The sequence below is a fragment of the Pseudomonas putida genome (assembly GCF_028682395.1).
GTDB lineage: Bacteria > Pseudomonadota > Gammaproteobacteria > Pseudomonadales > Pseudomonadaceae > Aquipseudomonas > Aquipseudomonas putida_AB.
Map to the genome: position 1 here is coordinate 1 of NZ_JANHLC010000014.1, position 24,315 is coordinate 24,315.

Here is a 24,315-nt window from a genome sequence, read left to right on the forward strand (position 1 = left end):
ATCGTCAAGATTAAATTCCGAAACCCCAATTGCGAAAGCAGTTGGGGTTTTGTTTTTGCGCGCAAAAAAAACATCTAATTGCTTGGGTTGACCTGGTCGTGCCTTTCTATGCAACAGAGAAAGCCATCGCTATGATGCCTGCCTTACTGTGAAACGAGGCCAACATGTCGAGGTTGTTAGAGCTGCTCAAAGATGGCCAGTTTCACTCGGGACAGGTGCTCGGCGAAATACTGGGTGTGAGCCGTAGCGCTGTTTGGAAGCGGCTCAAGCAGCTTGAGCTGGAGCTGGGCCTGAGTGTGCACAAAGTTCCAGGCCGGGGTTATCGGCTGGCTGCGCCGATCTTGTCGCTGTGTGAGGTCGATGGGGCTGGTTGGCCGGTTCATGTCCTGGATACGGTCGATTCGACCAATGCTGAAGCGTTGCGCTTGATCGAGCGCGGTGTTGTAGCGCCTTTTGTAGTGGTTGCAGAGCGCCAGGTTGCCGGAAGAGGGCGCCGTGGGAGAGTGTGGTCTAGTCCTTATGGGCAGAACCTCTATTACAGCGCTGTGTTGAGGATCGACGGAGGAATGCGTCAGCTTGAAGGCTTAAGTTTGGTGGTAGGTCTCGCGGTGTTGCGGATCTTGCGCGGTCTAGGCATTCGCCAGGCGGGGCTTAAGTGGCCAAATGATGTGTTGGTGCAAGGGCGAAAAATAGCGGGAATCCTGTTGGAGCTTGTGGGCGATCCCGCAGACGTTTGCCACGTGGTAGTAGGCGTTGGAATCAACGTTAATATGGTGAGCGTCGAGGGGGTAGATCAGCAGTGGAGTTCTGTACGCCTTGAGACGGGTTCGGACATCGATCGAAACCAGCTGATACTCGCGCTCAATGAGGCTTTGCAATCGTATTTGAAGCGTTTTCATGCCCTTGGTTTCTCATCTCTGCAGCAAGAGTGGGATGAAAATCATCTATGGCAAGGGCGGGAAGTGTCATTGATTGCAGGGGAAAATGTGATCAGTGGTGTGGTTTTGGGCGTTGATCAGCGCGGGGCGCTACGCCTGCTGGTCGATGGGCAGGAAGCTGTATTTAGTGGTGGTGAGCTCAGCCTGAGGTTGCGTAATGATACTTGAGCTTGACTGTGGAAATAGTTTTATCAAATGGCGGGTTATTACCACCGAGTCGGCACAGGTTGTTGCAGGAGGTGTTGCTGACTCTGGTGCGGCAGTTATAGATGAGTTAAAGGGGCTGGCTGATATTTGCATCACTCATTCCCGACTGGTCAGTGTCAGGACGGATGAAGAGACCGAGTCTCTGGTGCTCTCTCTAGAGGCTGAGTATCGGATCGCGGTAGTGCGTGCCCGTTCCGCGAGAGAAGTGGCGGGTGTGCGCAATGGCTATGAAGACTACAGGCTATTAGGGCTGGACCGCTGGTTGGCGCTGCTGGGGGCGTTCCATCTGGCGAGCCGCCCGTGTTTGGTTCTGGATTTTGGTACGGCAGCGACATCTGACTTTGTGGCTGTGGATGGTGAGCATTTAGGGGGGTTCATCTGTCCTGGTATGCCGCTGATGCGCAGCCAGTTGCGGACTCATACGCGGCGCATTCGCTATGACGACAATGCCGCAGAGCTTGCGCTCCTTGACCTCGTTCCAGGGCGTGTAACCGCCGAGGCTGTGGAAAGAGGTTGTGCTCTGATGATCAGAGGGTTCGTTCACACTCAGCTGGAGATTGCTCGGGCTCGCTGGGGGGAGGACTTTACGGTCTTCCTGACAGGCGGGGATGCTGGCTTGGTGCGTGACCTGGTACCAGATGCCTGTGTTGTGCCTGATCTTGTGTTTGTGGGGTTGGGGATAGCTTGTCCCCTTTAAAGAGGTGTCTATGCGCTGGCTGTTTCTGCTGCTGATTGTCCTGAATGTTTTCTATTACGTGTGGCACCAGCAGGAGGCGCCTCTAAAGGCCAAGGATGTAACGCCTCTGGCGCTCTATCGCGGCACTCAACAGGATATACGCCTCCTAAGTGAGTCTGGGGGGGGAGTTAAGCGGCCTGCCGGGAGCTCGGGTGTTGCTGGATGGGCTGCGCCGAATTGCATGTACATAGGTGGCGTGGTCAATGAAGCGCGGCTCGCGCCCCTGGAAACTCGTCTTGCGGCCCTGGGCGTTAGGGGGCTGCGGGAGCATTTCGAGGGTGGCGAAAATCAAGGTTACTGGTTGAGGGTGCACCCCGAAAGCCGGGATTTGCTCGGGACGTTGGATCTGGAAGACCTTTCTAAAGAATTCAATGAGTTAAAACATAAAATAATGCCTTGCGAGGGCATTGCAAGTGACGAATAGTTTGCATAGAATGGCGCCCGCTTCGCAGTGATCCTCTCTTCGGAAGGTGGGCAGTGAAGCGATAGTCATGCAGCTAAGTTCAGGTTTTTAATGAGAAAAGCGCTTGACAGAAGGGTGGAATGCTGTAGAATTCTGCCTCGCTTAGGAGGGGTTCCCGAGCGGCCAAAGGGATCAGACTGTAAATCTGACGTCTACGACTTCGAAGGTTCGAATCCTTCTCCCTCCACCATATTTAAGCGTGAATAGCAAGTTGTGCGGGTGTAGTTTAGTGGTAGAACCTCAGCCTTCCAAGCTGATGATGCGGGTTCGATTCCCGCCACCCGCTCCAGATTTGCTGTTCGTGCAAAGTGTTTCGCTCTTGTAGCTCAGTTGGTAGAGCACACCCTTGGTAAGGGTGAGGTCAGCGGTTCAAATCCGCTCAAGAGCTCCATATAACAAGGCAGATATGAAAATATCTGCCTTTGTTTTAGGTGGCAGTGAAGGTGTTGCATGCTTCATTGGTCGCGTAGGCTGCTGGTGCATAGGCTAGTAGCTGAGTTAGGCGAATAAGTTGTTGAAATAGCTCTTCTAGGCCGACATAATGGTCGGCCTAATTTTGTTTTAGGTCAGTAGCTCAATTGGCAGAGCGACGGTCTCCAAAACCGTAGGTTGGGGGTTCGATTCCCTCCTGACCTGCCAGATTCACTCGGTGTATCTGGCTTTCTTTTCACAGGATCTCCTTAGATGACTCCAAAAGCAGAAGCCCAAGATTCTCGCTTCGATGTGCTCAAGTGGCTTGTAGTAGTTGCTTTGGTTGTTGTTGGCGTTGTTGGGAATCATTATTACTCTGGTTCGCCAATCCTGTATCGCGTGCTCGCTCTGCTTGCTATCGCTGCTGTGGCCGCTTTTGTCGGTTTGCAGACAGCCAAAGGCAAGTCGTTCTTCGTGCTCGCCAAGGAAGCCCGTGCCGAGATCCGTAAAGTTGTATGGCCTACTCGCCAAGAAACAACGCAGACCACGCTGATAGTCGTGGCTGTAGTTCTGGTTATGGCGCTGCTCTTGTGGGGGCTCGATTCCCTCCTGGGCTGGCTTGTTTCCTTGATTGTTGGCTAAGGGTGTCCCGTGGCTAAGCGTTGGTATGTTGTGCATGCTTACTCGGGTTACGAGAAGCATGTTATGCGCTCCTTGATTGAGCGTGTAAAGCTGGCAGGCATGGAAGATGGCTTTGGTGAAATTCTGGTCCCCACTGAAGAAGTGGTGGAAATGCGTAATGGCCAGAAACGCAAAAGCGAGCGTAAATTCTTCCCGGGTTACGTGCTTGTCCAAATGGATATGAATGAGGGTACTTGGCACTTGGTCAAGGATACTCCTCGGGTGATGGGTTTTATCGGCGGTACTGCCGACAAGCCGGCACCGATCACTGATAAAGAGGCAGAAGCCATTCTGCGTCGCGTTGCTGATGGTAGCGATAAACCTAAGCCCAAGACTCTGTTCGAGCCGGGTGAGGTGGTTCGTGTTACTGACGGTCCGTTCGCTGATTTCAATGGCACTGTTGAAGAAGTTAACTACGAAAAAAGTCGCATCCAGGTGGCTGTGCTTATTTTCGGTCGCTCTACTCCGGTAGAGCTTGAGTTTAGCCAGGTCGAAAAGGTCTAGCTGAACAAGCATCCCAACCCCACAGTCCTAGGCTGTGGGGTTTTGTCGTCACTGGGATAAACGCGCAAGTAACCGGGGAGCCTGAATAGGCGTTTGAACCCGTAATTGGAGTGCCTCATGGCTAAGAAGATTACAGCTTACATCAAGCTTCAAGTGAAGGCCGCACAGGCCAACCCAAGCCCGCCCGTAGGTCCTGCTCTGGGTCAGCACGGCGTGAACATCATGGAATTCTGCAAGGCGTTCAACGCCCGTACCCAAGGCCAAGAGCCAGGTCTGCCGACTCCCGTGATCATCACTGTTTACAGTGACCGTAGCTTCACTTTCGAAACTAAGAGCACCCCTGCTTCGGTTCTGCTGAAGAAGGCTGCTGGTTTGACTAGCGGTTCCGCTCGTCCAAACACCGTTAAGGTTGGCACCGTGACTCGTGCTCAGCTGGAAGAAATCGCAAAAGTAAAAAATGCGGATCTGACTGCAGCTGATATGGAAGCAGCCGTGCGTACCATCGCCGGTTCTGCTCGTAGCATGGGCCTTAACGTGGAGGGTGTGTAATGGCTAAGCTGACCAAACGTCAAAAGGCAATCGCCGGCAAAATCGAAGCAGGCAAGTCCTACAGCTTCGTTGACGCCGCTGCTCTGCTGACCGAGCTGTCCACCGTTAAGTTCAGCGAGTCCGTTGACGTTGCTGTGAACCTCGGCGTTGACCCGCGTAAATCCGACCAGGTTGTACGTAGCGCTACTGTGCTGCCACACGGCACTGGCAAGACCGTTCGCGTAGCTGTCTTCACCCAAGGTCCAGCTGCTGAGGCCGCTCTGGCTGCCGGCGCTGACCGTGTAGGTATGGACGACCTGGCTGCTGAAATGAAAGGCGGCGACCTGAACTATGACGTAGTTATCGCATCCCCGGATGCCATGCGCGTTGTTGGTCAGTTGGGTCAAATCCTCGGTCCACGTGGCCTGATGCCTAACCCTAAGGTTGGTACCGTAACGCCAGACGTCGCTACCGCGGTTAAGAACGCGAAGGCTGGTCAGGTTCGTTATCGCACCGACAAAAACGGCATCATCCACACTTCCGTTGGCAAGGTCGGTTTCGACGCTGTCAAACTGAAGGAAAACGTTGAAGCCCTGATCGCTGATCTGAAGCGTATCAAGCCAGCTTCTTCGAAAGGTATCTACGTCAAGCGCGTTACCCTGAGCACCACAATGGGTCCAGGTCTGATCATTGATCAAGGCTCGCTCGACGCGTAAGACAAAAGTTGGCGTGCTCGACACGCCAATTTGCAAGATTGGGGTCCCTGCCTGGCGGGGGCTGTCCAAGACCGTAGGCGACGCAAGTCTTAAACCTCAAGCCTACGCAGATGGTGCTCCCGGTTCCTTACCGAATCAGACACCAAAACGACATCCGGCCTCGGCCAGATGAAACGGTAACAAGCAGGAGTTAAACCCGTGGCAATTAAACTCGAAGACAAGAAGGCCATCGTCGCTGAAGTCAACGAGGCTGCCAAAGTCGCTCTGTCCGCTGTCGTGGCTGATGCCCGTGGTGTGACAGTAGGCGCAATGACCGGACTCCGTAAAGAGGCTCGTGAAGCTGGCGTATACGTACGTGTTGTACGTAACACCCTGCTGAAGCGCGCTGTTGCTGACACTGAATACAGTGTCCTCAACGACGTGTTCACTGGCCCGACCTTGATCGCATTCTCCAACGAACATCCTGGTGCTGCTGCCCGTTTGTTCAAAGAGTTTGCTAAAGGTCAGGATAAGTTCGAGATCAAGGCAGCTGCGTTCGAGGGCAAGTTCCTCGCAGCTAATCAGATCGACGTACTGGCAAGCCTGCCGACCCGTGACGAAGCAATTTCCCAGCTGATGAGCGTGATTCAAGGCGCTACCAGCAAATTGGCTCGTACTCTGGCGGCCCTTCGCGACCAGAAAGAAGCTGCCGCAGCCTAAGGCTCAGCAACCTCTTTTGCGTTTATTGTTTATTTCGATGGCCGCGTAGGCTGTCACCCCAATACAGGAATTTATAGTCATGTCTCTGACTAACGAGCAAATCATCGAAGCAATCGGCGAGAAATCCGTTCTGGAAATCGTTGAGCTGATCAAAGCCATGGAAGAGAAGTTCGGCGTTTCCGCTGCTGCTGCTTCCGCTGGCCCAGCTGCAGCTGCTGCCGTTGTTGAAGAACAAACTGAATTCAACGTCATGCTGCTGGAAGCTGGCGAGAAGAAAGTTAACGTGATCAAGGCTGTACGTGAACTGACCGGTCTGGGCCTGAAAGAAGCCAAGGCTGTAGTTGACGGCGCTCCTGCCATGGTTCTGGAAGCTGTTGCCAAAGACGCAGCTGACAAAGCCAAAGCAGCTCTGGAAGAAGCAGGCGCTAAAGTCGAGCTGAAGTAAGCATCGACTTTGCGTCTCCAGCCCAAGCGTTAAGCAGAAGGCTGATGGCTGGTGGCTCTTGCCACCGGCCTTTTTCCGTTATTGGCGACCGACTAGGTCGGTGTCGATAGCGTGCTGTAACCACCCGATATGGTGGCGCAAACCAAGGGGTTTGCACGATTTTCTGGCTGCTCCCGTCGGGAGGGGCCAAACAAGCAGGTGACCAAGCTGGGGAACGCTGATGGCTTACTCATATACTGAGAAAAAACGTATCCGCAAGGACTTTAGCAAGTTGCCGGACGTCATGGATGTGCCGTATCTCTTGGCAATCCAGCTGGATTCGTATCGTGAATTCTTGCAGGCGGGAGCGACCAAAGATCAGTTCCGCGACGTGGGCCTGCATGCGGCCTTCAAATCCGTTTTCCCGATCATCAGCTACTCCGGCAATGCTGCGCTGGAGTACGTCGGTTATCGCCTGGGCGAACCGGCATTTGATGTCAAAGAATGCGTATTGCGCGGTGTGACTTACGCCGTACCTTTGCGGGTAAAAGTGCGTCTGATCATTTTCGACAAAGAATCGTCGAACAAAGCGATCAAAGACATCAAAGAGCAAGAAGTCTACATGGGTGAAATCCCCCTGATGACTGAGAACGGTACCTTCGTAATCAACGGTACCGAGCGTGTAATCGTTTCCCAGCTGCACCGTTCCCCGGGCGTGTTCTTCGACCACGATCGTGGCAAGACGCACAGCTCCGGTAAACTGCTGTACTCCGCTCGTATCATCCCTTACCGCGGTTCGTGGTTGGACTTCGAGTTCGACCCGAAAGACTGCGTGTTCGTGCGTATCGACCGTCGTCGCAAGCTGCCTGCATCGGTATTGCTGCGTGCGCTGGGCTATACCACCGAGGAAGTTCTCGACGCGTTCTACACCACCAACGTGTTCCACGTGAAGGGCGAGACCCTGAGCCTGGAACTGGTGCCTCAGCGCCTGCGTGGTGAGATTGCCGTCCTGGATATCCTGGATGACAAAGGCAAGGTAATTGTCGAGCAAGGTCGTCGTATTACTGCTCGCCACATCAACCAGCTGGAAAAAGCCGGTATCAAAGAGCTGGATGTGCCTCTGGATTATGTCCTGGGTCGCACCACTGCCAAGGCTATCGTGCACCCAGCTACAGGCGAAATCCTGGCCGAGTGCAACACCGAGCTGAACACTGAAATCCTGGCCAAGATCGCCAAGGCACAGGTTGTTCGTATCGAGACGCTGTACACCAACGACATCGACTGCGGTCCTTTCGTATCCGATACGCTGAAAATCGACTCCACCAGCAACCAGCTGGAAGCACTGGTCGAGATCTATCGGATGATGCGTCCAGGCGAGCCGCCGACCAAGGATGCTGCTGAAACCCTGTTCAACAACCTGTTCTTCAGTCCTGAGCGCTATGACCTGTCTGCGGTCGGCCGGATGAAGTTCAACCGTCGTATCGGTCGTACCGAGATCGAAGGTTCGGGCGTGTTGTGCAAGGAAGATATCGTTGCCGTCCTGAAGACGCTGGTCGATATCCGTAACGGCAAAGGCATCGTCGATGACATCGACCACCTGGGTAACCGTCGTGTTCGCTGTGTTGGCGAAATGGCCGAGAACCAGTTCCGCGTTGGCCTGGTACGTGTAGAGCGTGCGGTCAAAGAGCGTCTGTCGATGGCTGAAAGCGAAGGCCTGATGCCGCAAGACCTGATCAACGCCAAGCCAGTGGCTGCGGCGGTGAAAGAGTTCTTCGGTTCCAGCCAGCTGTCCCAGTTTATGGACCAGAACAACCCGCTGTCCGAGATCACCCACAAGCGTCGTGTCTCCGCACTCGGCCCGGGCGGTCTGACTCGTGAGCGTGCAGGCTTCGAAGTTCGTGACGTACACCCGACGCACTACGGTCGTGTTTGCCCGATCGAAACGCCGGAAGGTCCGAACATTGGTCTGATCAACTCCCTGGCGGCTTACGCGCGCACCAACCAGTACGGCTTCCTGGAAAGCCCGTACCGTGTGGTGAAAGACGCTCTGGTCACCGACGAGATCGTTTTCCTGTCCGCCATCGAAGAGGCCGATCACGTAATCGCCCAGGCTTCGGCCACGATGAACGACAAGAAAGTTCTGATCGACGAACTGGTAGCTGTTCGTCACTTGAACGAGTTCACCGTCAAGGCGCCGGAAGACGTCACCTTGATGGACGTTTCGCCGAAACAGGTAGTTTCGGTTGCAGCGTCGCTGATCCCGTTCCTCGAGCACGATGACGCCAACCGTGCGTTGATGGGTTCGAACATGCAGCGTCAGGCTGTACCGACCCTGCGTTCCGACAAGCCGCTGGTCGGCACCGGGATGGAGCGTAACGTAGCCCGTGACTCCGGCGTTTGCGTCGTGGCTCGTCGTGGCGGCGTGATTGACTCGGTCGATGCCAGTCGTATCGTGGTGCGTGTTGCAGATGATGAAGTTGAGACCGGCGAAGCGGGTGTCGACATCTACAACCTGACCAAGTACACCCGTTCGAACCAGAACACCTGCATTAACCAGCGTCCGCTGGTGCGTAAAGGTGATCGTGTTCAACGTAGCGACATCATGGCCGATGGTCCGTCCACCGATATGGGTGAACTGGCACTGGGTCAGAACATGCGTATCGCGTTCATGGCATGGAACGGCTTCAACTTCGAAGACTCCATCTGCCTGTCCGAGCGTGTTGTTCAAGAAGACCGCTTTACCACGATCCACATTCAGGAACTGACCTGTGTGGCCCGTGACACCAAGCTTGGCCCAGAGGAAATCACTGCAGACATCCCGAACGTGGGTGAGGCTGCACTGAACAAGCTGGACGAAGCCGGTATCGTTTATGTAGGTGCTGAAGTTGGCGCCGGCGATATTCTGGTCGGTAAGGTCACTCCGAAAGGCGAGACTCAGCTGACTCCAGAAGAGAAGCTGCTGCGTGCAATCTTCGGTGAGAAAGCCAGCGACGTTAAAGATACCTCCCTGCGCGTGCCAACCGGCACCAAAGGTACTGTCATTGACGTACAAGTCTTCACTCGTGACGGCGTAGAGCGCGATGCGCGTGCCCTGTCGATCGAGAAGAGCCAGCTCGACGAGATCCGCAAGGACCTGAACGAAGAGTTCCGTATCGTTGAAGGTGCAACCTTCGAACGTCTGCGCGCTGCACTGGTTGGCCACAAGGTTGAAGGCGGTGCTGGTCTGAAGAAAGGCCAGGACATCACCGACGAAGTGCTCGACGGTCTTGAGCACGGCCAGTGGTTCAAACTGCGTATGGCTGAAGACGCGCTCAACGAGCAGCTCGAGAAAGCTCAGGCTTACATCGTTGATCGTCGTCGTCTGCTGGACGACAAGTTCGAAGACAAGAAGCGCAAGCTGCAGCAGGGCGATGACCTGGCTCCAGGCGTGCTGAAAATCGTCAAGGTCTACCTGGCAATCCGTCGTCGCATCCAGCCGGGCGACAAGATGGCCGGTCGTCACGGTAACAAGGGTGTGGTCTCCGTGATCATGCCGGTTGAAGACATGCCGCACGATGCCAATGGCACTCCGGTCGACGTGGTCCTCAACCCGCTGGGCGTACCTTCGCGTATGAACGTTGGTCAGATTCTCGAAACGCACCTGGGCCTTGCGGCCAAAGGTCTGGGCGAGAAGATCAACCGGATGATCGAAGAGCAGCGCAAAGTCGCTGAGCTGCGCAAGTTCCTGCACGAGATCTACAACGAGATCGGTGGTCGCAACGAAGAGCTGGATACTTTCTCCGATCAGGAGATCCTGGATCTGGCGCACAACCTGCGTGGCGGCGTACCTATGGCCACTCCGGTGTTCGATGGCGCGAAGGAAAGCGAAATCAAGGCGATGCTGAAACTGGCTGACCTGCCAGAAAGCGGCCAGATGCAGCTGACTGACGGCCGTACCGGCAACAAGTTCGAGCGTCCGGTAACCGTTGGCTACATGTACATGCTGAAGCTGAACCACTTGGTAGACGACAAGATGCACGCTCGTTCTACTGGTTCGTACAGCCTGGTTACCCAGCAGCCGCTGGGTGGTAAGGCGCAGTTCGGTGGTCAGCGTTTCGGGGAGATGGAGGTCTGGGCGCTGGAAGCATACGGCGCGGCATACACTCTGCAAGAAATGCTCACAGTGAAGTCGGACGATGTGAACGGTCGGACCAAGATGTACAAAAACATCGTGGACGGCGATCACCGTATGGAGCCGGGCATGCCCGAGTCCTTCAACGTGTTGATCAAAGAAATTCGTTCCCTCGGCATCGATATCGATCTGGAAACCGAATAACACGTGACGCGATCGAGAGCGGGGCAGGATAGCCCGCTCTCTGCTCCGCCAGGAGGAAAGGCCTTGAAAGACCTACTGAATTTGCTGAAAAACCAGGGTCAAGTCGAAGAGTTCGACGCTATCCGTATTGGATTGGCCTCGCCTGAGATGATCCGTTCGTGGTCGTTCGGTGAAGTTAAAAAGCCGGAAACCATCAACTACCGTACGTTCAAACCTGAGCGTGACGGCCTGTTCTGCGCCAAGATCTTTGGCCCGGTAAAGGATTACGAGTGCCTGTGCGGTAAGTACAAGCGCTTGAAGCATCGTGGTGTGATCTGCGAGAAGTGTGGCGTTGAAGTCGCGCTGGCCAAGGTTCGTCGTGAGCGCATGGCGCACATCGAGCTGGCTTCGCCGGTTGCCCACATCTGGTTCCTGAAGTCCCTGCCGTCCCGTATCGGCTTGCTGATGGACATGACCCTGCGTGATATCGAGCGCGTTCTCTACTTCGAGAGCTATGTCGTTATCGATCCGGGCATGACCACCCTTGAAAAAGGCCAGCTGCTGAACGATGAGCAGTACTTCGAAGCGCTTGAAGAGTTCGGTGACGACTTCGACGCCCGCATGGGTGCTGAAGCGGTCCGCGAGCTGCTGCACGCGATCGACCTGGAGCACGAGATTGGCCGCCTGCGTGAAGAAATTCCGCAAACCAACTCGGAAACCAAGATCAAGAAGCTGTCCAAACGTCTGAAGTTGATGGAAGCCTTCCAGGGTTCCGGCAACCTGCCAGAGTGGATGGTGCTGACCGTTCTGCCGGTTCTGCCGCCAGATCTGCGCCCACTGGTTCCTCTGGATGGTGGTCGTTTCGCCACTTCCGACCTCAACGATCTGTATCGTCGAGTGATCAACCGTAACAACCGTTTGAAGCGCCTGCTGGATCTTTCCGCTCCGGACATCATCGTGCGCAACGAAAAGCGTATGTTGCAGGAAGCGGTCGACGCCTTGCTCGACAACGGCCGTCGCGGTCGTGCGATCACCGGTTCGAACAAGCGTCCTCTGAAATCCCTGGCTGACATGATCAAGGGTAAGCAGGGTCGTTTCCGTCAGAACTTGCTCGGTAAGCGTGTTGACTATTCGGGTCGTTCGGTAATTACCGTAGGTCCGACCCTGCGTCTGCACCAGTGCGGTCTGCCGAAGAAAATGGCTCTCGAGCTGTTCAAGCCGTTCATTTTCGGCAAGCTGGAAATGCGTGGTCTGGCGACCACCATCAAAGCGGCCAAGAAAATGGTCGAGCGCGAACTGCCAGAGGTTTGGGACGTTCTCGCTGAGGTGATCCGCGAACACCCGGTTCTCCTCAACCGTGCACCGACCCTTCACCGTCTGGGTATCCAGGCGTTTGAGCCGGTACTGATCGAAGGTAAGGCTATCCAGCTGCACCCTCTGGTCTGTGCGGCGTACAACGCCGACTTCGACGGCGACCAAATGGCCGTGCACGTACCGCTGACACTGGAAGCCCAGCTGGAAGCGCGTGCGTTGATGATGTCGACCAACAACATCCTGTCGCCAGCCAACGGTGAGCCAATCATCGTTCCGTCGCAGGACGTTGTATTGGGTCTGTACTACATGACGCGTGAAGCGATCAACGCCAAGGGCGAAGGTCGTATCTTTGCGGACCTGCAAGAAGTCGACCGCGTATTCCGCGCCGGCGAAGCAGCGCTGCACGCGAAGATCAAGGTTCGTATCAACGAAACCGTCAACGACCGTGACGGTGGCAGCATCAAGAACACTCGTATCGTCGACACTACCGTTGGCCGTGCGCTGTTGTTCCAGGTGGTTCCAGCCGGTCTGTCGTTCGATGTCGTTAACTTGCCGATGAAGAAAAAGGCGATCTCCAAGCTCATCAACCAGTGCTATCGCGTGGTTGGCTTGAAAGAAACCGTTATCTTCGCTGACCAGTTGATGTACACCGGTTTCGCTTACTCGACTATTTCCGGTGTTTCCATCGGTGTTAACGACTTCGTTATCCCGGACGAGAAAGCCCACATCATCGGTGCTGCTACCGACGAAGTGAAAGAAATCGAAAGTCAGTACGCCTCCGGCCTGGTAACCCAGGGCGAGAAGTACAACAAAGTGATCGACCTTTGGTCCAAGGCGAACGACGAAGTTTCCAAGGCGATGATGGCCAACCTCTCGAAAGAGAAAGTCATCGACCGTCATGGCGTCGAAGTCGACCAAGAATCCTTCAACTCGATGTACATGATGGCCGACTCGGGCGCACGGGGTTCTGCTGCGCAGATCCGTCAGCTGGCCGGTATGCGTGGCCTGATGGCCAAGCCGGACGGCTCCATCATTGAAACGCCGATTACCGCGAACTTCCGTGAAGGTTTGAGCGTACTTCAGTACTTCATCTCTACTCACGGTGCTCGTAAAGGTCTGGCGGATACCGCGTTGAAAACCGCGAACTCCGGTTACCTGACTCGTCGTCTGGTAGACGTAGCGCAAGATCTGGTCGTGACCGAGATCGATTGCGGCACCGAGCATGGCCTGCTGATGACACCGCACATTGAGGGTGGTGACGTAGTGGAGCCGCTGGGTGAGCGCGTATTGGGTCGTGTCATTGCCCGTGACGTGTTCAAGCCGGGTACCGAGGACGTTATCGTTCCTGCTGGCACCCTGGTTGACGAGAAGTGGGTCGAGTTCATCGAGCTGAACAGCATCGACGAAGTGATCGTGCGTTCGCCGATCAGCTGTGAAACACGCTACGGTATCTGCGCCAAGTGCTATGGCCGTGACCTGGCTCGTGGTCACCAGGTGAATATCGGTGAAGCGGTCGGCGTTATCGCTGCCCAGTCCATCGGTGAGCCGGGTACTCAGCTGACCATGCGTACGTTCCACATCGGTGGTGCGGCAAGCCGGACTTCGGCAGCCGACAGCGTTCAGGTGAAGAATGGCGGTACCGTCCGTCTGCATAACCTGAAGCACGTTGAGCGTGTAGACGGCCACCTGGTAGCGGTATCCCGTTCCGGTGAGCTGGCAATCGCTGATGACTACGGTCGTGAGCGTGAGCGCTACAAGCTGCCGTATGGTGCTGTGATTTCGGTGAAAGAGGGTGACAAGGTCGACGCTGGTGCCATCGTGGCCAAGTGGGATCCGCACACTCACCCAATTGTTACCGAAATGAAAGGTACCGTGACCTACGTGGGCATGGAAGAAGGCATCACGATCAAGCGTCAGACTGACGAATTGACCGGTATGACCAACATTGAAGTACTCGATGCCAAAGACCGTCCGGCAGCCGGCAAGGACATTCGTCCTGCGGTGAAGATGGTTGATGACAACGGCAAGGATCTGTTGCTGCCAGGCACTGACGTTATCGCTCAGTACTTCCTGCCAGCCAACGCCCTGGTCGGTGTGGCGGATGGTGCGCGGATTGCGATCGGTGACGTTATCGCGCGTATTCCGCAGGAAACTTCGAAGACCCGTGACATCACCGGTGGTCTGCCGCGTGTTGCCGACCTGTTCGAAGCTCGTCGTCCGAAAGAAGCCTCGATTCTGGCTGAAGTCAGCGGCACCATCGCGTTCGGTAAAGAGACCAAGGGCAAGCGCCGTCTGGTCATCACCCCGAACGACGGTAGCGATCCGTATGAAGAGCTGATTCCGAAGTGGCGTCACCTGAACGTCTTCGAAGGCGAACAAGTGAACCGCGGCGAAGTTATCTCCGACGGCCCAAGCGATCCGCATGACATCCTGCGTTTGCTGGGTGTAAGCGCACTGGCCAAGTACATCGTCAATGAGATCCAGGACGTTTACCGCCTGCAAGGCGTGAAGATCAACGATAAGCACATCGAGACCATCCTGCGTCAGATGCTGCGCAAAGTTGAGATCGCCGAGTCTGGCGATTCCAGCTTCATCAAGGGCGACCAGATGGAGTTGACTCACGTACTGGTAGAGAACGAGCGTCTGGGCGCGGAAGACAAGTTCGTCTCCAAGTTCACTCGCGTGCTGCTGGGTATCACCAAGGCGTCGTTGTCGACCGAATCGTTCATCTCCGCGGCCTCTTTCCAAGAGACCACCCGCGTACTGACCGAAGCGGCCGTTACCGGCAAGCGCGATTACCTGCGCGGCCTGAAAGAAAACGTGGTCGTGGGTCGTCTGATCCCGGCCGGTACCGGTTTGGCTTACCACAGCGAGCGCAAGCGTCGTCGTGAAGCCGACAAGCCGTTGCGTGTAAGCGCTAGCGAAGTCGAAGCAGCACTGACTGAAGCGCTGAACTCCAGCGGTAATTAAGACCGGCGGTAATGAGAGCGAGGCCCTGGTCCTTCCTGAAGTCGAAGTCCTGGCAGCAATGTCGGGATGGAGATGAAGGGAAGGCCGGGGCCTTGTCTTGACTGGGGCCAAGATCCTCTTTAGACTCTTGTACCCCTAAATTTGGCGGGAGCTCGTTCCTGCCATTTTGCTTTTCTTGCAAGACAATAGCGTCGCAAGACAACAGTGGAGCTAGTAGATGGCAACTATCAACCAGCTGGTACGTCAGCCGCGTAAGCGTATCGTCGAGAAATCCGACGTGCCTGCGCTGCAGAACTGCCCGCAACGTCGTGGCGTGTGCACCCGTGTGTATACCACTACGCCGAAAAAACCTAACTCGGCACTGCGTAAAGTATGCCGTGTGCGCCTGACCAACGGTTTCGAGGTTTCCTCGTACATCGGTGGTGAAGGTCACAACCTGCAAGAGCACAGCGTGGTACTGATCCGCGGCGGTCGTGTAAAAGACTTGCCAGGTGTTCGTTACCACACCGTTCGCGGCTCTCTGGATACTTCGGGCGTTAAAGGCCGGAACCAGGGTCGTTCGAAATACGGTACCAAGCGTCCGAAGTAATCGGCCGTTTGTAGTTATTAATTTTATTGAGTCGATAAGAGTAAGGTCGGGCACGCAACCCATTGGGTCACTGTCCCGGGCTAACCTGAAGACCGCTTGAGGGCTTATCATGCCAAGACGTCGCGTAGCAGCCAAACGTGAGATTCTGGACGATCCGAAATACGGAAGCCAGATTCTCGCCAAGTTCATGAACCACGTAATGGAAAGCGGCAAGAAAGCCGTTGCCGAGCGTATCGTTTATGGCGCGCTGGAAAAAGTTAAAGAACGCAAGAACAGTGATCCCCTGGAACTCTTCGAGAAAGCTCTCGACGCCATCGCTCCGCTGGTCGAAGTGAAGTCGCGCCGTGTTGGCGGTGCTACTTACCAGGTTCCTGTTGAAGTGCGTCCGTCCCGTCGTAATGCTCTGGCAATGCGCTGGTTGGTAGACTACGCCCGCAAGCGCGGCGAGAAGTCTATGGCTCTGCGCTTGGCTGGCGAACTGCTGGACGCTGCCGAAGGCAAAGGTGCTGCAGTTAAGAAGCGTGAAGACGTGCACCGTATGGCTGAAGCCAACAAGGCTTTCTCGCACTACCGCTTCTAATTTTAGCGTCACTCAATTTGCGAGGGCTTTATGGCTCGTACTACACCGATTAACCGCTACCGTAACATTGGTATCTGTGCGCACGTTGATGCGGGCAAGACCACTACTACCGAGCGGATCCTGTTTTATACAGGCCTCAGCCACAAGCTGGGTGAAGTGCATGATGGCGCTGCGACCACTGACTGGATGGTGCAGGAGCAGGAGCGTGGTATTACCATTACCTCCGCTGCTGTAACGACCTTCTGGAAGGGTTCGCGCGGCCAGTACGATAACTATCGCGTCAACGTTATCGATACCCCGGGTCACGTGGACTTCACCATTGAAGTAGAGCGCTCGTTGCGCGTACTCGACGGTGCTGTCGTGGTGTTCTGCGGTACTTCCGGCGTTGAGCCACAGTCCGAAACCGTATGGCGTCAAGCCAACAAGTACGGTGTTCCGCGTGTTGTATACGTGAACAAAATGGACCGTGCCGGTGCTAACTTCCTGCGCGTTGTTGGTCAGATCAAAAATCGTCTGGGTCACACCCCGGTTCCGGTTCAGCTGGCTATCGGTTCGGAAGAGAACTTCGCGGGTCAGATCGATCTGGTCAAGATGAAGGCTATCTACTGGAACGACGACGACAAGGGTACTACCTACCGTGAGGAGGAGATCCCTGCTGAGCTGCTGAGCCTGGCTGAAGAGTGGCGCTCCAACATGGTTGAAGCCGCTGCCGAAGCCAACGAAGAGCTGATGAACAAGTACCTCGAAGAGGGCGAGCTGACTGTCGAAGAAATCAAGGCAGGTCTGCGCGCTCGTACTTTGGCTGGTGAAATTGTTCCGGCTGTTTGTGGTTCTTCGTTCAAGAACAAGGGTGTACCACTGGTTCTCGATGCTGTTATCGATTACCTGCCTGCTCCGACCGAGATCCCGCCGATCAAGGGTACCCACCCGGACGACGAAGAGCGCGTTGACGAGCGTCATGCAGATGATGCCTCGCCGTTCTCCGCTCTGGCGTTCAAGATTGCTACCGACCCGTTCGTTGGTACTCTGACGTTCGTTCGTGTTTACTCGGGTTTCCTGAGCTCTGGCGACTCCGTGATCAACTCGGTCAAGGGTAAGAAAGAGCGCGTTGGTCGTATGGTGCAGATGCACGCCAACCAGCGCGAAGAAATCAAAGAAGTGCGTGCAGGCGATATCGCTGCTCTGATCGGCATGAAGGACGTCACTACCGGTGACACCCTGTGCGATCTGGACAAGCAGATCATCCTGGAGCGCATGGACTTCCCTGAGCCGGTAATTTCGGTGGCTGTAGAGCCGAAAACCAAGGCTGACCAAGAGAAGATGGGTATTGCACTGGGCAAGCTTGCTCAGGAAGACCCTTCGTTCCGCGTCAAGACTGACGAAGAAACTGGTCAGACCATCATCTCGGGTATGGGTGAGTTGCACCTGGATATCCTTGTTGACCGTATGCGTCGTGAATTCAACGTAGAGGCCAACATCGGTAAGCCGCAGGTTTCTTACCGCGAGAAGATCACCGTCGGCTGCGAAGTCGAAGGTAAGTTCGTTCGTCAGTCCGGCGGTCGTGGCCAGTTTGGTCATTGCTGGATCCGCTTTGCTCCGGCTGATGTGGACGAGAAAGGCAATATCACTGAAGGTCTGGTGTTTGCCAACGAGGTCGTTGGTGGTGTGGTTCCGAAGGAATACATCCCGGCAATCCAGAAGGGTATCGAAGAGCAGATGAAAAACGGCGTTGTTGCCGGTTATCCGCTGATCGGCCTGAAGGCGACCGTGTTTGATGGTTCTTACCATGACGTCGACTCCAACGAGATGGCGTTTAAGGTAGCGGCCTCCATGGCGACCAAGCAGCTGCGTGAGAAGGGCAAGGGCGTAGTTCTTGAACCGATCATGAAGGTTGAAGTAGTAACCCCTGAGGACTACATGGGTGACGTGATGGGTGACCTGAACCGTCGTCGTGGTCTGATCCAGGGTATGGAAGATTCGGTCTCTGGCAAGGTTATCCGTGCTGAAGTTCCGCTGGGTGAGATGTTCGGTTATGCGACCGACGTCCGTTCCATGTCCCAGGGTCGCGCGAGCTACTCCATGGAGTTCTCCAAGTACGCCGAAGCTCCGTCGAACATCGTCGAAGCACTCGTTAAAAAACAAGGCTGATTCAGCCCTTTAGGCAAGGAGTTAATTGTCGTGGCTAAAGAAAAATTTGATCGTTCCCTACCGCACGTCAACGTTGGCACTATCGGTCACGTTGACCATGGTAAAACCACTCTGACTGCAGCACTGACCCGTGTTTGCTCCGAGGTTTTCGGTTCGGCTGTTGTTGACTTCGACAAGATCGACAGCGCGCCAGAAGAAAAAGCTCGTGGTATCACCATCAACACTGCGCACGTTGAGTACAACTCGAAGATCCGTCACTACGCTCACGTCGACTGCCCAGGTCACGCTGACTATGTGAAGAACATGATCACCGGTGCTGCCCAGATGGACGGCGCTATTCTGGTTTGCTCGGCCGCTGATGGTCCGATGCCACAAACCCGTGAGCACATCCTGCTGTCCCGTCAGGTTGGCGTTCCGTACATCGTGGTCTTCCTGAACAAGGCTGACCTGGTAGACGACGCTGAGCTGCTGGAACTGGTTGAGATGGAAGTGCGCGATCTGCTGAGCACTTACGACTTCCCAGGTGATGACACTCCAATCATCATCGGTTCCGCGCGTATGGCGCTGGAAGGTAAAGACGACAACGAAATGGGCACCACTGCCGTTCGTAAGCTGGTTGAAACTCTGGATGCCTACATCCCTGAGCCAGTTCGTCTGACCGACAAGCCATTCCTGATGCCAATCGAAGACGTGTTCTCGATTTCGGGTCGTGGTACCGTTGTAACTGGCCGTATCGAGCGTGGCATTGTTCGCGTTCAAGATCCGCTGGAAATCGTTGGTCTGCGTGATACCACCGTCACCACCTGCACCGGTGTTGAAATGTTCCGCAAACTGCTCGACGAAGGTCGTGCTGGCGAGAACTGCGGCGTTCTGCTGCGTGGTACCAAGCGTGACGACGTTGAGCGTGGTCAGGTTCTGGTTAAGCCGGGTTCGGTTAAGCCGCACACCAAGTTCACCGCAGAAGTATACGTTCTGAGCAAAGAAGAAGGCGGCCGTCATACTCCGTTCTTCAAAGGCTACCGTCCACAGTTCTACTTCCGTACTACTGACGTGACTGGTAACTGCGAACTGCCAGAAGGCGTTGAAATGGTAATGCCAGGTGACAACATCCAGATGACTGTCACTCTGATCAAAACCATCGCGATGGAAGATGGTCTGCGTTTCGCTATCCGTGAAGGCGGTCGTACCGTCGGCGCTGGCGTCGTAGCCAAAATCATCGAGTAATCTCTTTTTAGAGTTTGCTTAGATGTTTGAAAAAGCCTCCGCCTAGCGGGGGCTTTTTTATTGGGTTGACACCTATCTGGGGCGTCTATAGAATTGCGCCTCCTTTTAACGGGCGTATTGCGCCCGGTGGGAATAGCAGCCGGAGTCTGAAATCCAATGCAAAATCAGCAAATCCGTATCAGGTTGAAGGCTTTTGACCATCGCCTGATCGACCAATCGACCCAGGAAATCGTGGAAACCGCGAAACGTACTGGTGCCCAAGTGCGTGGTCCAATTCCACTGCCTACCCGTAAAGAGCGGTTCACCGTTCTGGTCTCCCCGCACGTCAACAAAGACGCGCGTGATCAGTACGAAATCCGTACTCATAAGCGCGTGTTGGACATCGTCCAGCCAACGGATAAAACCGTTGATGCTCTTATGAAGCTTGATCTTGCGGCCGGTGTGGAAGTGCAGATCAGCCTCGGCTAAGACTCGGTCTTAGTCGTGTAACGCTCTGAAATGGGCGGCCATAGCGGGTGAAAGCCCCGTACACTCATGAGGTTTACAACATGACTATTGGTGTAGTCGGTCGTAAATGCGGTATGACCCGTATTTTCACCGAAGAAGGTGTCTCCATTCCGGTCACGGTCATTGAGATCGAGCCGAATCGCGTCACCCAGTTCAAAACTGAAGAGACCGATGGCTATCGTGCAGTGCAAGTCACTGTCGGCGAGCGTCGTGCTTCGCGTGTCACAGCTGCTCAAGCTGGCCACTTCGCTAAGGCGAACGTAGCTGCTGGTCGTACCGTAATGGAATTCCGCCTTGAAGAAGGCGAGTACCAGGCAGGCGATCTGATCAACGCTGAAATCTTCGCTGCAGGTCAACTGGTTGATGTAACCGGTCAGTCCAAAGGTAAAGGCTTCCAGGGTACGATCAAGCGCTGGAACTTCCGCGGGCAAGATAATACCCACGGTAACTCCGTGTCCCACCGCGTCCCAGGCTCTATCGGCCAGTGCCAGACTCCTGGTCGTGTATTCAAGGGCAAAAAAATGTCCGGTCATATGGGCGCTGAGCGCGTGACCGTGCAGTCCCTGGAAGTAGTGCGCGTGGACGCTGAACGCAATCTGTTGTTGGTCAAGGGCGCTGTTCCTGGCGCTACTGGCGGCAACTTGGTTGTACGTCCAGCAGCCAAGGCTCGCGGTTAAGGGGAAGCTGACATGCAATTAAATGTAAATGACGCTCAAGCGATCGAAGTTTCCGAACTGACATTTGGCGGCGAGTTCAACGAGACGCTGGTTCACCAAGCAGTCGTGGCCTACATGGCCGGCGGCCGTCAAGGTAGCAAGCAGCAAAAGACCCGTTCCGACGTTCGTGGTGGCGGTAAGCGCCCTTGGCGTCAGAAAGGTACTGGCCGTGCTCGTGCCGGTACTATCCGTAGCCCAATCTGGCGTGGCGGCGGTACCACTTTCGCAGCTCGTCCACAGGATCACTCCCAGAAGCTGAACAAGAAGATGTATCGCGCAGCAATGCGTTCCATCCTTGCTGAGCTGGTGCGTACTGATCGTCTGGTCGTGGTTCAGGACTTCGCTGTTGAAGCTCCAAAAACCAAAGATCTGCTGAACAAACTGACTGGCATGGGTCTGACCGACGTTCTGATCGTGTCTGACGCAGTTGATCAGAACCTGTACCTGGCTGCTCGTAACCTGCCTCACGTCGACGTGCGTGACGTACAGGGTTCCGATCCAGTTAGTCTGATCGCATACGACAAGGTGTTGATCACCGTGTCGGCCGTGAAGAAATTCGAGGAGCTGCTGGGATGAACCAGGAACGCGTATTTAAAGTTCTGCTTGGCCCGCACGTTTCCGAGAAGGCTACGGTTCTGGCAGATAAGAAAGGTCAGTTCGTTTTCAAGGTTGCTACTGACGCAACCAAGCTGGAAATCAAGAAGGCCGTCGAAAGCCTGTTCAGCGTGAAAGTAGAGCGTGTGACTACCCTGAACGTTCTGGGTAAAAGCAAGCGCACTGCTCGCGGTCTGGGCAAGCGTAATGACTGGAAGAAGGCAGTTATCTCCCTTCAGCCAGGCCAAGATCTCGATTTCAGCAGCAGTGCTGAGTAAGGAAGGGGTGCATCATGGCAATCGTTAAATGCAAACCGACTTCCCCTGGCCGCCGTTTTGTGGTCAAGGTGGTCAACCAGGAGCTGCATAAAGGCGCTCCTCACGCACCGCTGCTCGAGAAAAAATCGAAGTCTGGTGGTCGTAACAACAATGGCCGTATTACCACTCGCCACATCGGTGGTGGTCATAAGCAGCACTATCGTCTGGTCGATTTCCGTCGCAATGACAAAGATGGCATCGCTGCCACTGTCGAGCGCATCGAATACGATCCAAACCGTACTGCTCACATCGCTCTGCTGCTGTACGCAGATGGCGAGCGTCGCTACATCATCGCCCCTAAAGGCGTGAGCGCTGGCGACCAGCTGATCGCAGGTGCTTTGGCGCCGATCAAGCCGGGTAACGCTCTGCAACTGCGTAACATCCCAGTGGGTAGCACCGTACATGGCATCGAGTTGAAGCCAGGTAAAGGCGCTCAGATCGCTCGTTCCGCTGGTGCTTCGGCTCAGTTGATCGCTCGTGAAGGTGTCTATGTGACCCTGCGTCTGCGTTCCGGTGAAATGCGTAAAGTGTTGTCGGAATGCCGTGCAACGCTGGGCGAAGTCTCGAACTCCGAGCATAGCCTGCGTTCCCTGGGTAAAGCTGGTGCCAAACGCTGGCGTGGCGTTCGCCCAACCGTTCGTGGTGTTGCCATGAACCCGGTTGACCACCCACATGGTGGTGGTGAAGGTCGTACCTCTGGTGGTCGTCATCCGGTATCGCCATGGGGCTTCCCGACTAAGGGCGCGAAGACTCGTGGTAATAAGCGTACCGACAAAATGATCGTCCGTCGTCGCAAGTAAATAGAGGGATACGACAGTGCCACGTTCTCTGAAAAAAGGTCCTTTTATTGATCTTCACCTACTGAAGAAGATCGAAGTGGCGGCGGAAAAGAACGATCGCAAACCAGTTAAGACCTGGTCGCGTCGTTCGATGATCCTGCCACAAATGGTCGGTCTGACCATCGCAGTACACAACGGTCGTCAACACGTCCCAGTTCTCGTTAACGAAGACATGGTCGGCCACAAACTGGGCGAGTTCGCCGGTACCCGCACTTATCGTGGGCACGTGGCTGACAAGAAAGCCAAGCGTTAAGGGGTTAGGAAATGGAAGTAGCCGCTAAGTTGTCGGGCGCTCGAATCTCCGCCCAGAAAGCCCGCTTGGTCGCCGACCAGATCCGCGGGAAGAAGGTGGGCGAAGCGCTCAACCTGTTGGCTTTCAGCAGTAAGAAAGCCGCCGAGATCATGAAGAAAGTGCTGGAGTCGGCCGTAGCCAACGCCGAGCATAACGAAGGCGCAGACGTTGATGACCTGAAGGTCAGCACCGTTTTCGTCAACGAAGGGCGTTCGCTGAAGCGCATCATGCCGCGTGCCAAAGGCCGTGCTGATCGCATCGTCAAGCGGTCTTGCCATATCACTGTCAAGGTTGCTGACAAGTAACGGAGTCGAAGAGATGGGTCAGAAAGTACATCCCATTGGCATTCGCCTGGGAATCGTCAAGGAGCACACCTCCGTCTGGTACGCAGACGGTCGGACTTATGCGGACTACTTGTTCGCTGATCTGAAGGTGCGTGAGTATCTCCAAGACAAACTAAAAAGCGCGTCCGTAAGCCGTATCGACATCCATCGTCCGGCCCAAACTGCACGTATCACCATCCACACCGCTCGCCCAGGTATCGTTATCGGGAAGAAAGGTGAAGATGTTGAGAAACTGCGTCAGGACCTGACCAAGCAAATGGGTGTGCCTGTGCACATCAATATCGAAGAGATCCGTAAGCCGGAGCTCGACGGTATGCTGGTTGCGCAGAGCGTAGCTCAGCAGCTGGAGCGCCGTGTAATGTTCCGTCGCGCTATGAAGCGCGCAGTACAGAACGCAATGCGCATTGGTGCCAAAGGCATCAAAATCCAAGTGAGCGGTCGTCTCGGCGGTGCTGAAATCGCACGTACTGAATGGTATCGCGAAGGTCGTGTGCCACTGCACACCCTGCGTGCCGACATCGACTATGCCAACTACGAAGCTCACACCACCTACGGTGTGATCGGTGTAAAGGTTTGGATCTTCAAAGGCGAAGTAATTGGTGGTCGCCAAGAAGAGCTGAAGCCACAAGCACCAGCGCCTCGTAAAAAAGCTGCTAAGTAAGGGGTACGCCAAATGTTGCAACCAAAGCGTACGAAGTTCCGCAAGCAAATGACTGGCCACAACCGTGGTCTGGCATTGCGCGGTAGCAAAGTCAGCTTCGGCGAATATGCGCTGAAGTCTGTAGCTCGTGGTCGTCTCACCGCTCGTCAGATCGAGTCAGCGCGTCGTGCACTGACCCGTCACGTAAAACGTGGCGGCAAGATCTGGATCCGTGTATTCCCGGACAAGCCTATTTCCAAGAAGCCACTCGAAGTTCGGATGGGTAAAGGTAAGGGTAACGTGGAATATTGGGTTGCCCAGATTCAGCCAGGCAAAGTCCTGTATGAAATCGAGGGTGTTACTGAAGAGCTGGCGCGTGAGGCTTTCGCCCTGGCTGCTGCAAAGCTGCCGCTCGCCACCTCCTTTGTTAAACGGACGGTGATGTGATGAAAGCGAATGAACTTCGTGAAAAATCCGCACAGCAGCTGAACGAGCAACTGCTCGGCTTGCTGCGCGACCAGTTCAATCTGCGCATGCAGAAAGCAACTGGCCAGTTGGGGCAGTCGCATCTGCTCTCGCAAGTTAAGCGTGACATCGCTCGCGTGAAGACTGTGCTCAACCAGCAGGCAGGTAAGTAATC

25 protein-coding genes and 4 tRNA genes are annotated in these 24,315 nt (G+C 55.1%); all 29 read left to right on the forward strand.

Annotated features, from left to right (window positions below):
- Window positions 1-164 precede the first annotated feature (164 nt).
- Window positions 165-1,106 (forward strand): bifunctional biotin--[acetyl-CoA-carboxylase] ligase/biotin operon repressor BirA, encoded by a 942-nt coding sequence (gene birA, locus NPS46_RS23695; protein ID WP_274111578.1) that lies wholly within the window; start codon window positions 165-167, stop codon window positions 1,104-1,106.
- Window positions 1,096-1,842 (forward strand): pantothenate kinase, encoded by a 747-nt coding sequence (locus NPS46_RS23700; protein ID WP_274111579.1) that lies wholly within the window; start codon window positions 1,096-1,098, stop codon window positions 1,840-1,842. The genes birA and NPS46_RS23700 overlap by 11 nt, the downstream gene beginning before the upstream one ends.
- Before the next feature lie 10 nt (window positions 1,843-1,852).
- The gene (locus NPS46_RS23705; protein ID WP_274111581.1) at window positions 1,853-2,305 is read left to right on the forward strand and encodes a hypothetical protein; all 453 of its coding nucleotides are present in this window, start codon (window positions 1,853-1,855) and stop codon (window positions 2,303-2,305) included.
- A gap of 144 nt (window positions 2,306-2,449) precedes the next feature.
- Window positions 2,450-2,534: transfer RNA gene (locus NPS46_RS23710), tRNA-Tyr, on the forward strand.
- A gap of 25 nt (window positions 2,535-2,559) precedes the next feature.
- A tRNA-Gly gene (locus tag NPS46_RS23715) sits at window positions 2,560-2,633 on the forward strand.
- A 26-nt stretch (window positions 2,634-2,659) separates the two neighbouring features.
- Window positions 2,660-2,735 (forward strand) — tRNA-Thr (locus NPS46_RS23720).
- Window positions 2,736-2,907: 172 nt separating this feature from the next.
- Window positions 2,908-2,983: transfer RNA gene (locus tag NPS46_RS23725), tRNA-Trp, on the forward strand.
- 45 nt (window positions 2,984-3,028) lie between these two features.
- On the forward strand, window positions 3,029-3,397 hold the full coding sequence (gene secE, locus NPS46_RS23730) for a preprotein translocase subunit SecE (RefSeq protein ID WP_274111583.1): 369 nt from the start codon (window positions 3,029-3,031) through the stop codon (window positions 3,395-3,397).
- A gap of 9 nt (window positions 3,398-3,406) precedes the next feature.
- Window positions 3,407-3,940 carry a transcription termination/antitermination protein NusG gene (gene nusG, locus NPS46_RS23735; RefSeq protein ID WP_010443972.1) on the forward strand — a complete coding sequence of 178 codons (534 nt, stop codon included), beginning with the start codon at window positions 3,407-3,409 and terminating at the stop codon, window positions 3,938-3,940.
- A 117-nt stretch (window positions 3,941-4,057) separates the two neighbouring features.
- On the forward strand, window positions 4,058-4,489 hold the full coding sequence (rplK, locus tag NPS46_RS23740; protein ID WP_274111587.1) for a 50S ribosomal protein L11: 432 nt from the start codon (window positions 4,058-4,060) through the stop codon (window positions 4,487-4,489).
- Window positions 4,489-5,184, forward strand: a complete 696-nt coding sequence (gene rplA / locus NPS46_RS23745; RefSeq protein WP_274111589.1) for a 50S ribosomal protein L1 — start codon at window positions 4,489-4,491, stop codon at window positions 5,182-5,184. The genes rplK and rplA overlap by 1 nt, the downstream gene beginning before the upstream one ends.
- 198 nt (window positions 5,185-5,382) lie before the next feature.
- Window positions 5,383-5,883, forward strand: coding sequence for a 50S ribosomal protein L10 (gene rplJ / locus NPS46_RS23750; protein ID WP_003444392.1), 501 nt, complete (start codon window positions 5,383-5,385; stop codon window positions 5,881-5,883).
- A gap of 79 nt (window positions 5,884-5,962) precedes the next feature.
- Window positions 5,963-6,328, forward strand: a complete 366-nt coding sequence (gene rplL / locus NPS46_RS23755) for a 50S ribosomal protein L7/L12 (protein ID WP_274111591.1) — start codon at window positions 5,963-5,965, stop codon at window positions 6,326-6,328.
- A 220-nt stretch (window positions 6,329-6,548) separates the two neighbouring features.
- The gene (gene rpoB, locus NPS46_RS23760) at window positions 6,549-10,622 is read left to right on the forward strand and encodes a DNA-directed RNA polymerase subunit beta (protein ID WP_274111593.1); all 4,074 of its coding nucleotides are present in this window, start codon (window positions 6,549-6,551) and stop codon (window positions 10,620-10,622) included.
- A gap of 63 nt (window positions 10,623-10,685) precedes the next feature.
- Window positions 10,686-14,885, forward strand: coding sequence for a DNA-directed RNA polymerase subunit beta' (rpoC, locus tag NPS46_RS23765; RefSeq protein WP_274111595.1), 4,200 nt, complete (start codon window positions 10,686-10,688; stop codon window positions 14,883-14,885).
- Between the two features lie 217 nt (window positions 14,886-15,102).
- On the forward strand, window positions 15,103-15,474 hold the full coding sequence (gene rpsL / locus NPS46_RS23770) for a 30S ribosomal protein S12 (RefSeq protein ID WP_003186084.1): 372 nt from the start codon (window positions 15,103-15,105) through the stop codon (window positions 15,472-15,474).
- A 109-nt stretch (window positions 15,475-15,583) separates the two neighbouring features.
- Complete coding sequence (gene rpsG, locus NPS46_RS23775; protein ID WP_274111597.1) at window positions 15,584-16,054, forward strand: 30S ribosomal protein S7; 471 nt, start codon at window positions 15,584-15,586, stop codon at window positions 16,052-16,054.
- A gap of 30 nt (window positions 16,055-16,084) precedes the next feature.
- Window positions 16,085-18,202: an elongation factor G gene (fusA, locus tag NPS46_RS23780; protein ID WP_274111599.1), complete on the forward strand. Its 2,118-nt coding sequence runs from the start codon at window positions 16,085-16,087 to the stop codon at window positions 18,200-18,202.
- A 30-nt stretch (window positions 18,203-18,232) separates the two neighbouring features.
- On the forward strand, window positions 18,233-19,426 hold the full coding sequence (tuf, locus tag NPS46_RS23785; RefSeq protein ID WP_274111601.1) for an elongation factor Tu: 1,194 nt from the start codon (window positions 18,233-18,235) through the stop codon (window positions 19,424-19,426).
- A 156-nt stretch (window positions 19,427-19,582) separates the two neighbouring features.
- The gene (gene rpsJ / locus NPS46_RS23790) at window positions 19,583-19,894 is read left to right on the forward strand and encodes a 30S ribosomal protein S10 (RefSeq protein ID WP_003186070.1); all 312 of its coding nucleotides are present in this window, start codon (window positions 19,583-19,585) and stop codon (window positions 19,892-19,894) included.
- An 80-nt stretch (window positions 19,895-19,974) separates the two neighbouring features.
- Window positions 19,975-20,610: a 50S ribosomal protein L3 gene (gene rplC, locus NPS46_RS23795; RefSeq protein ID WP_003186059.1), complete on the forward strand. Its 636-nt coding sequence runs from the start codon at window positions 19,975-19,977 to the stop codon at window positions 20,608-20,610.
- A gap of 12 nt (window positions 20,611-20,622) precedes the next feature.
- Window positions 20,623-21,225 carry a 50S ribosomal protein L4 gene (rplD, locus tag NPS46_RS23800; protein ID WP_274111603.1) on the forward strand — a complete coding sequence of 201 codons (603 nt, stop codon included), beginning with the start codon at window positions 20,623-20,625 and terminating at the stop codon, window positions 21,223-21,225.
- Complete coding sequence (gene rplW, locus NPS46_RS23805; protein ID WP_002555488.1) at window positions 21,222-21,521, forward strand: 50S ribosomal protein L23; 300 nt, start codon at window positions 21,222-21,224, stop codon at window positions 21,519-21,521. The genes rplD and rplW overlap by 4 nt, the downstream gene beginning before the upstream one ends.
- Window positions 21,522-21,535: 14 nt before the next feature.
- The gene (rplB, locus tag NPS46_RS23810) at window positions 21,536-22,360 is read left to right on the forward strand and encodes a 50S ribosomal protein L2 (protein WP_003317104.1); all 825 of its coding nucleotides are present in this window, start codon (window positions 21,536-21,538) and stop codon (window positions 22,358-22,360) included.
- 16 nt (window positions 22,361-22,376) lie between these two features.
- Window positions 22,377-22,652 carry a 30S ribosomal protein S19 gene (gene rpsS, locus NPS46_RS23815; RefSeq protein WP_002555486.1) on the forward strand — a complete coding sequence of 92 codons (276 nt, stop codon included), beginning with the start codon at window positions 22,377-22,379 and terminating at the stop codon, window positions 22,650-22,652.
- An 11-nt stretch (window positions 22,653-22,663) separates the two neighbouring features.
- Window positions 22,664-22,996, forward strand: a complete 333-nt coding sequence (gene rplV / locus NPS46_RS23820) for a 50S ribosomal protein L22 (protein ID WP_003103908.1) — start codon at window positions 22,664-22,666, stop codon at window positions 22,994-22,996.
- A 13-nt stretch (window positions 22,997-23,009) separates the two neighbouring features.
- On the forward strand, window positions 23,010-23,696 hold the full coding sequence (gene rpsC / locus NPS46_RS23825; protein ID WP_003176422.1) for a 30S ribosomal protein S3: 687 nt from the start codon (window positions 23,010-23,012) through the stop codon (window positions 23,694-23,696).
- Window positions 23,697-23,708: 12 nt separating this feature from the next.
- On the forward strand, window positions 23,709-24,122 hold the full coding sequence (rplP, locus tag NPS46_RS23830) for a 50S ribosomal protein L16 (RefSeq protein WP_016779178.1): 414 nt from the start codon (window positions 23,709-23,711) through the stop codon (window positions 24,120-24,122).
- Window positions 24,122-24,313 (forward strand): 50S ribosomal protein L29, encoded by a 192-nt coding sequence (rpmC, locus tag NPS46_RS23835; RefSeq protein WP_002555481.1) that lies wholly within the window; start codon window positions 24,122-24,124, stop codon window positions 24,311-24,313. The genes rplP and rpmC overlap by 1 nt, the downstream gene beginning before the upstream one ends.
- The last annotated feature ends 2 nt before the right edge of the window (window positions 24,314-24,315 follow it).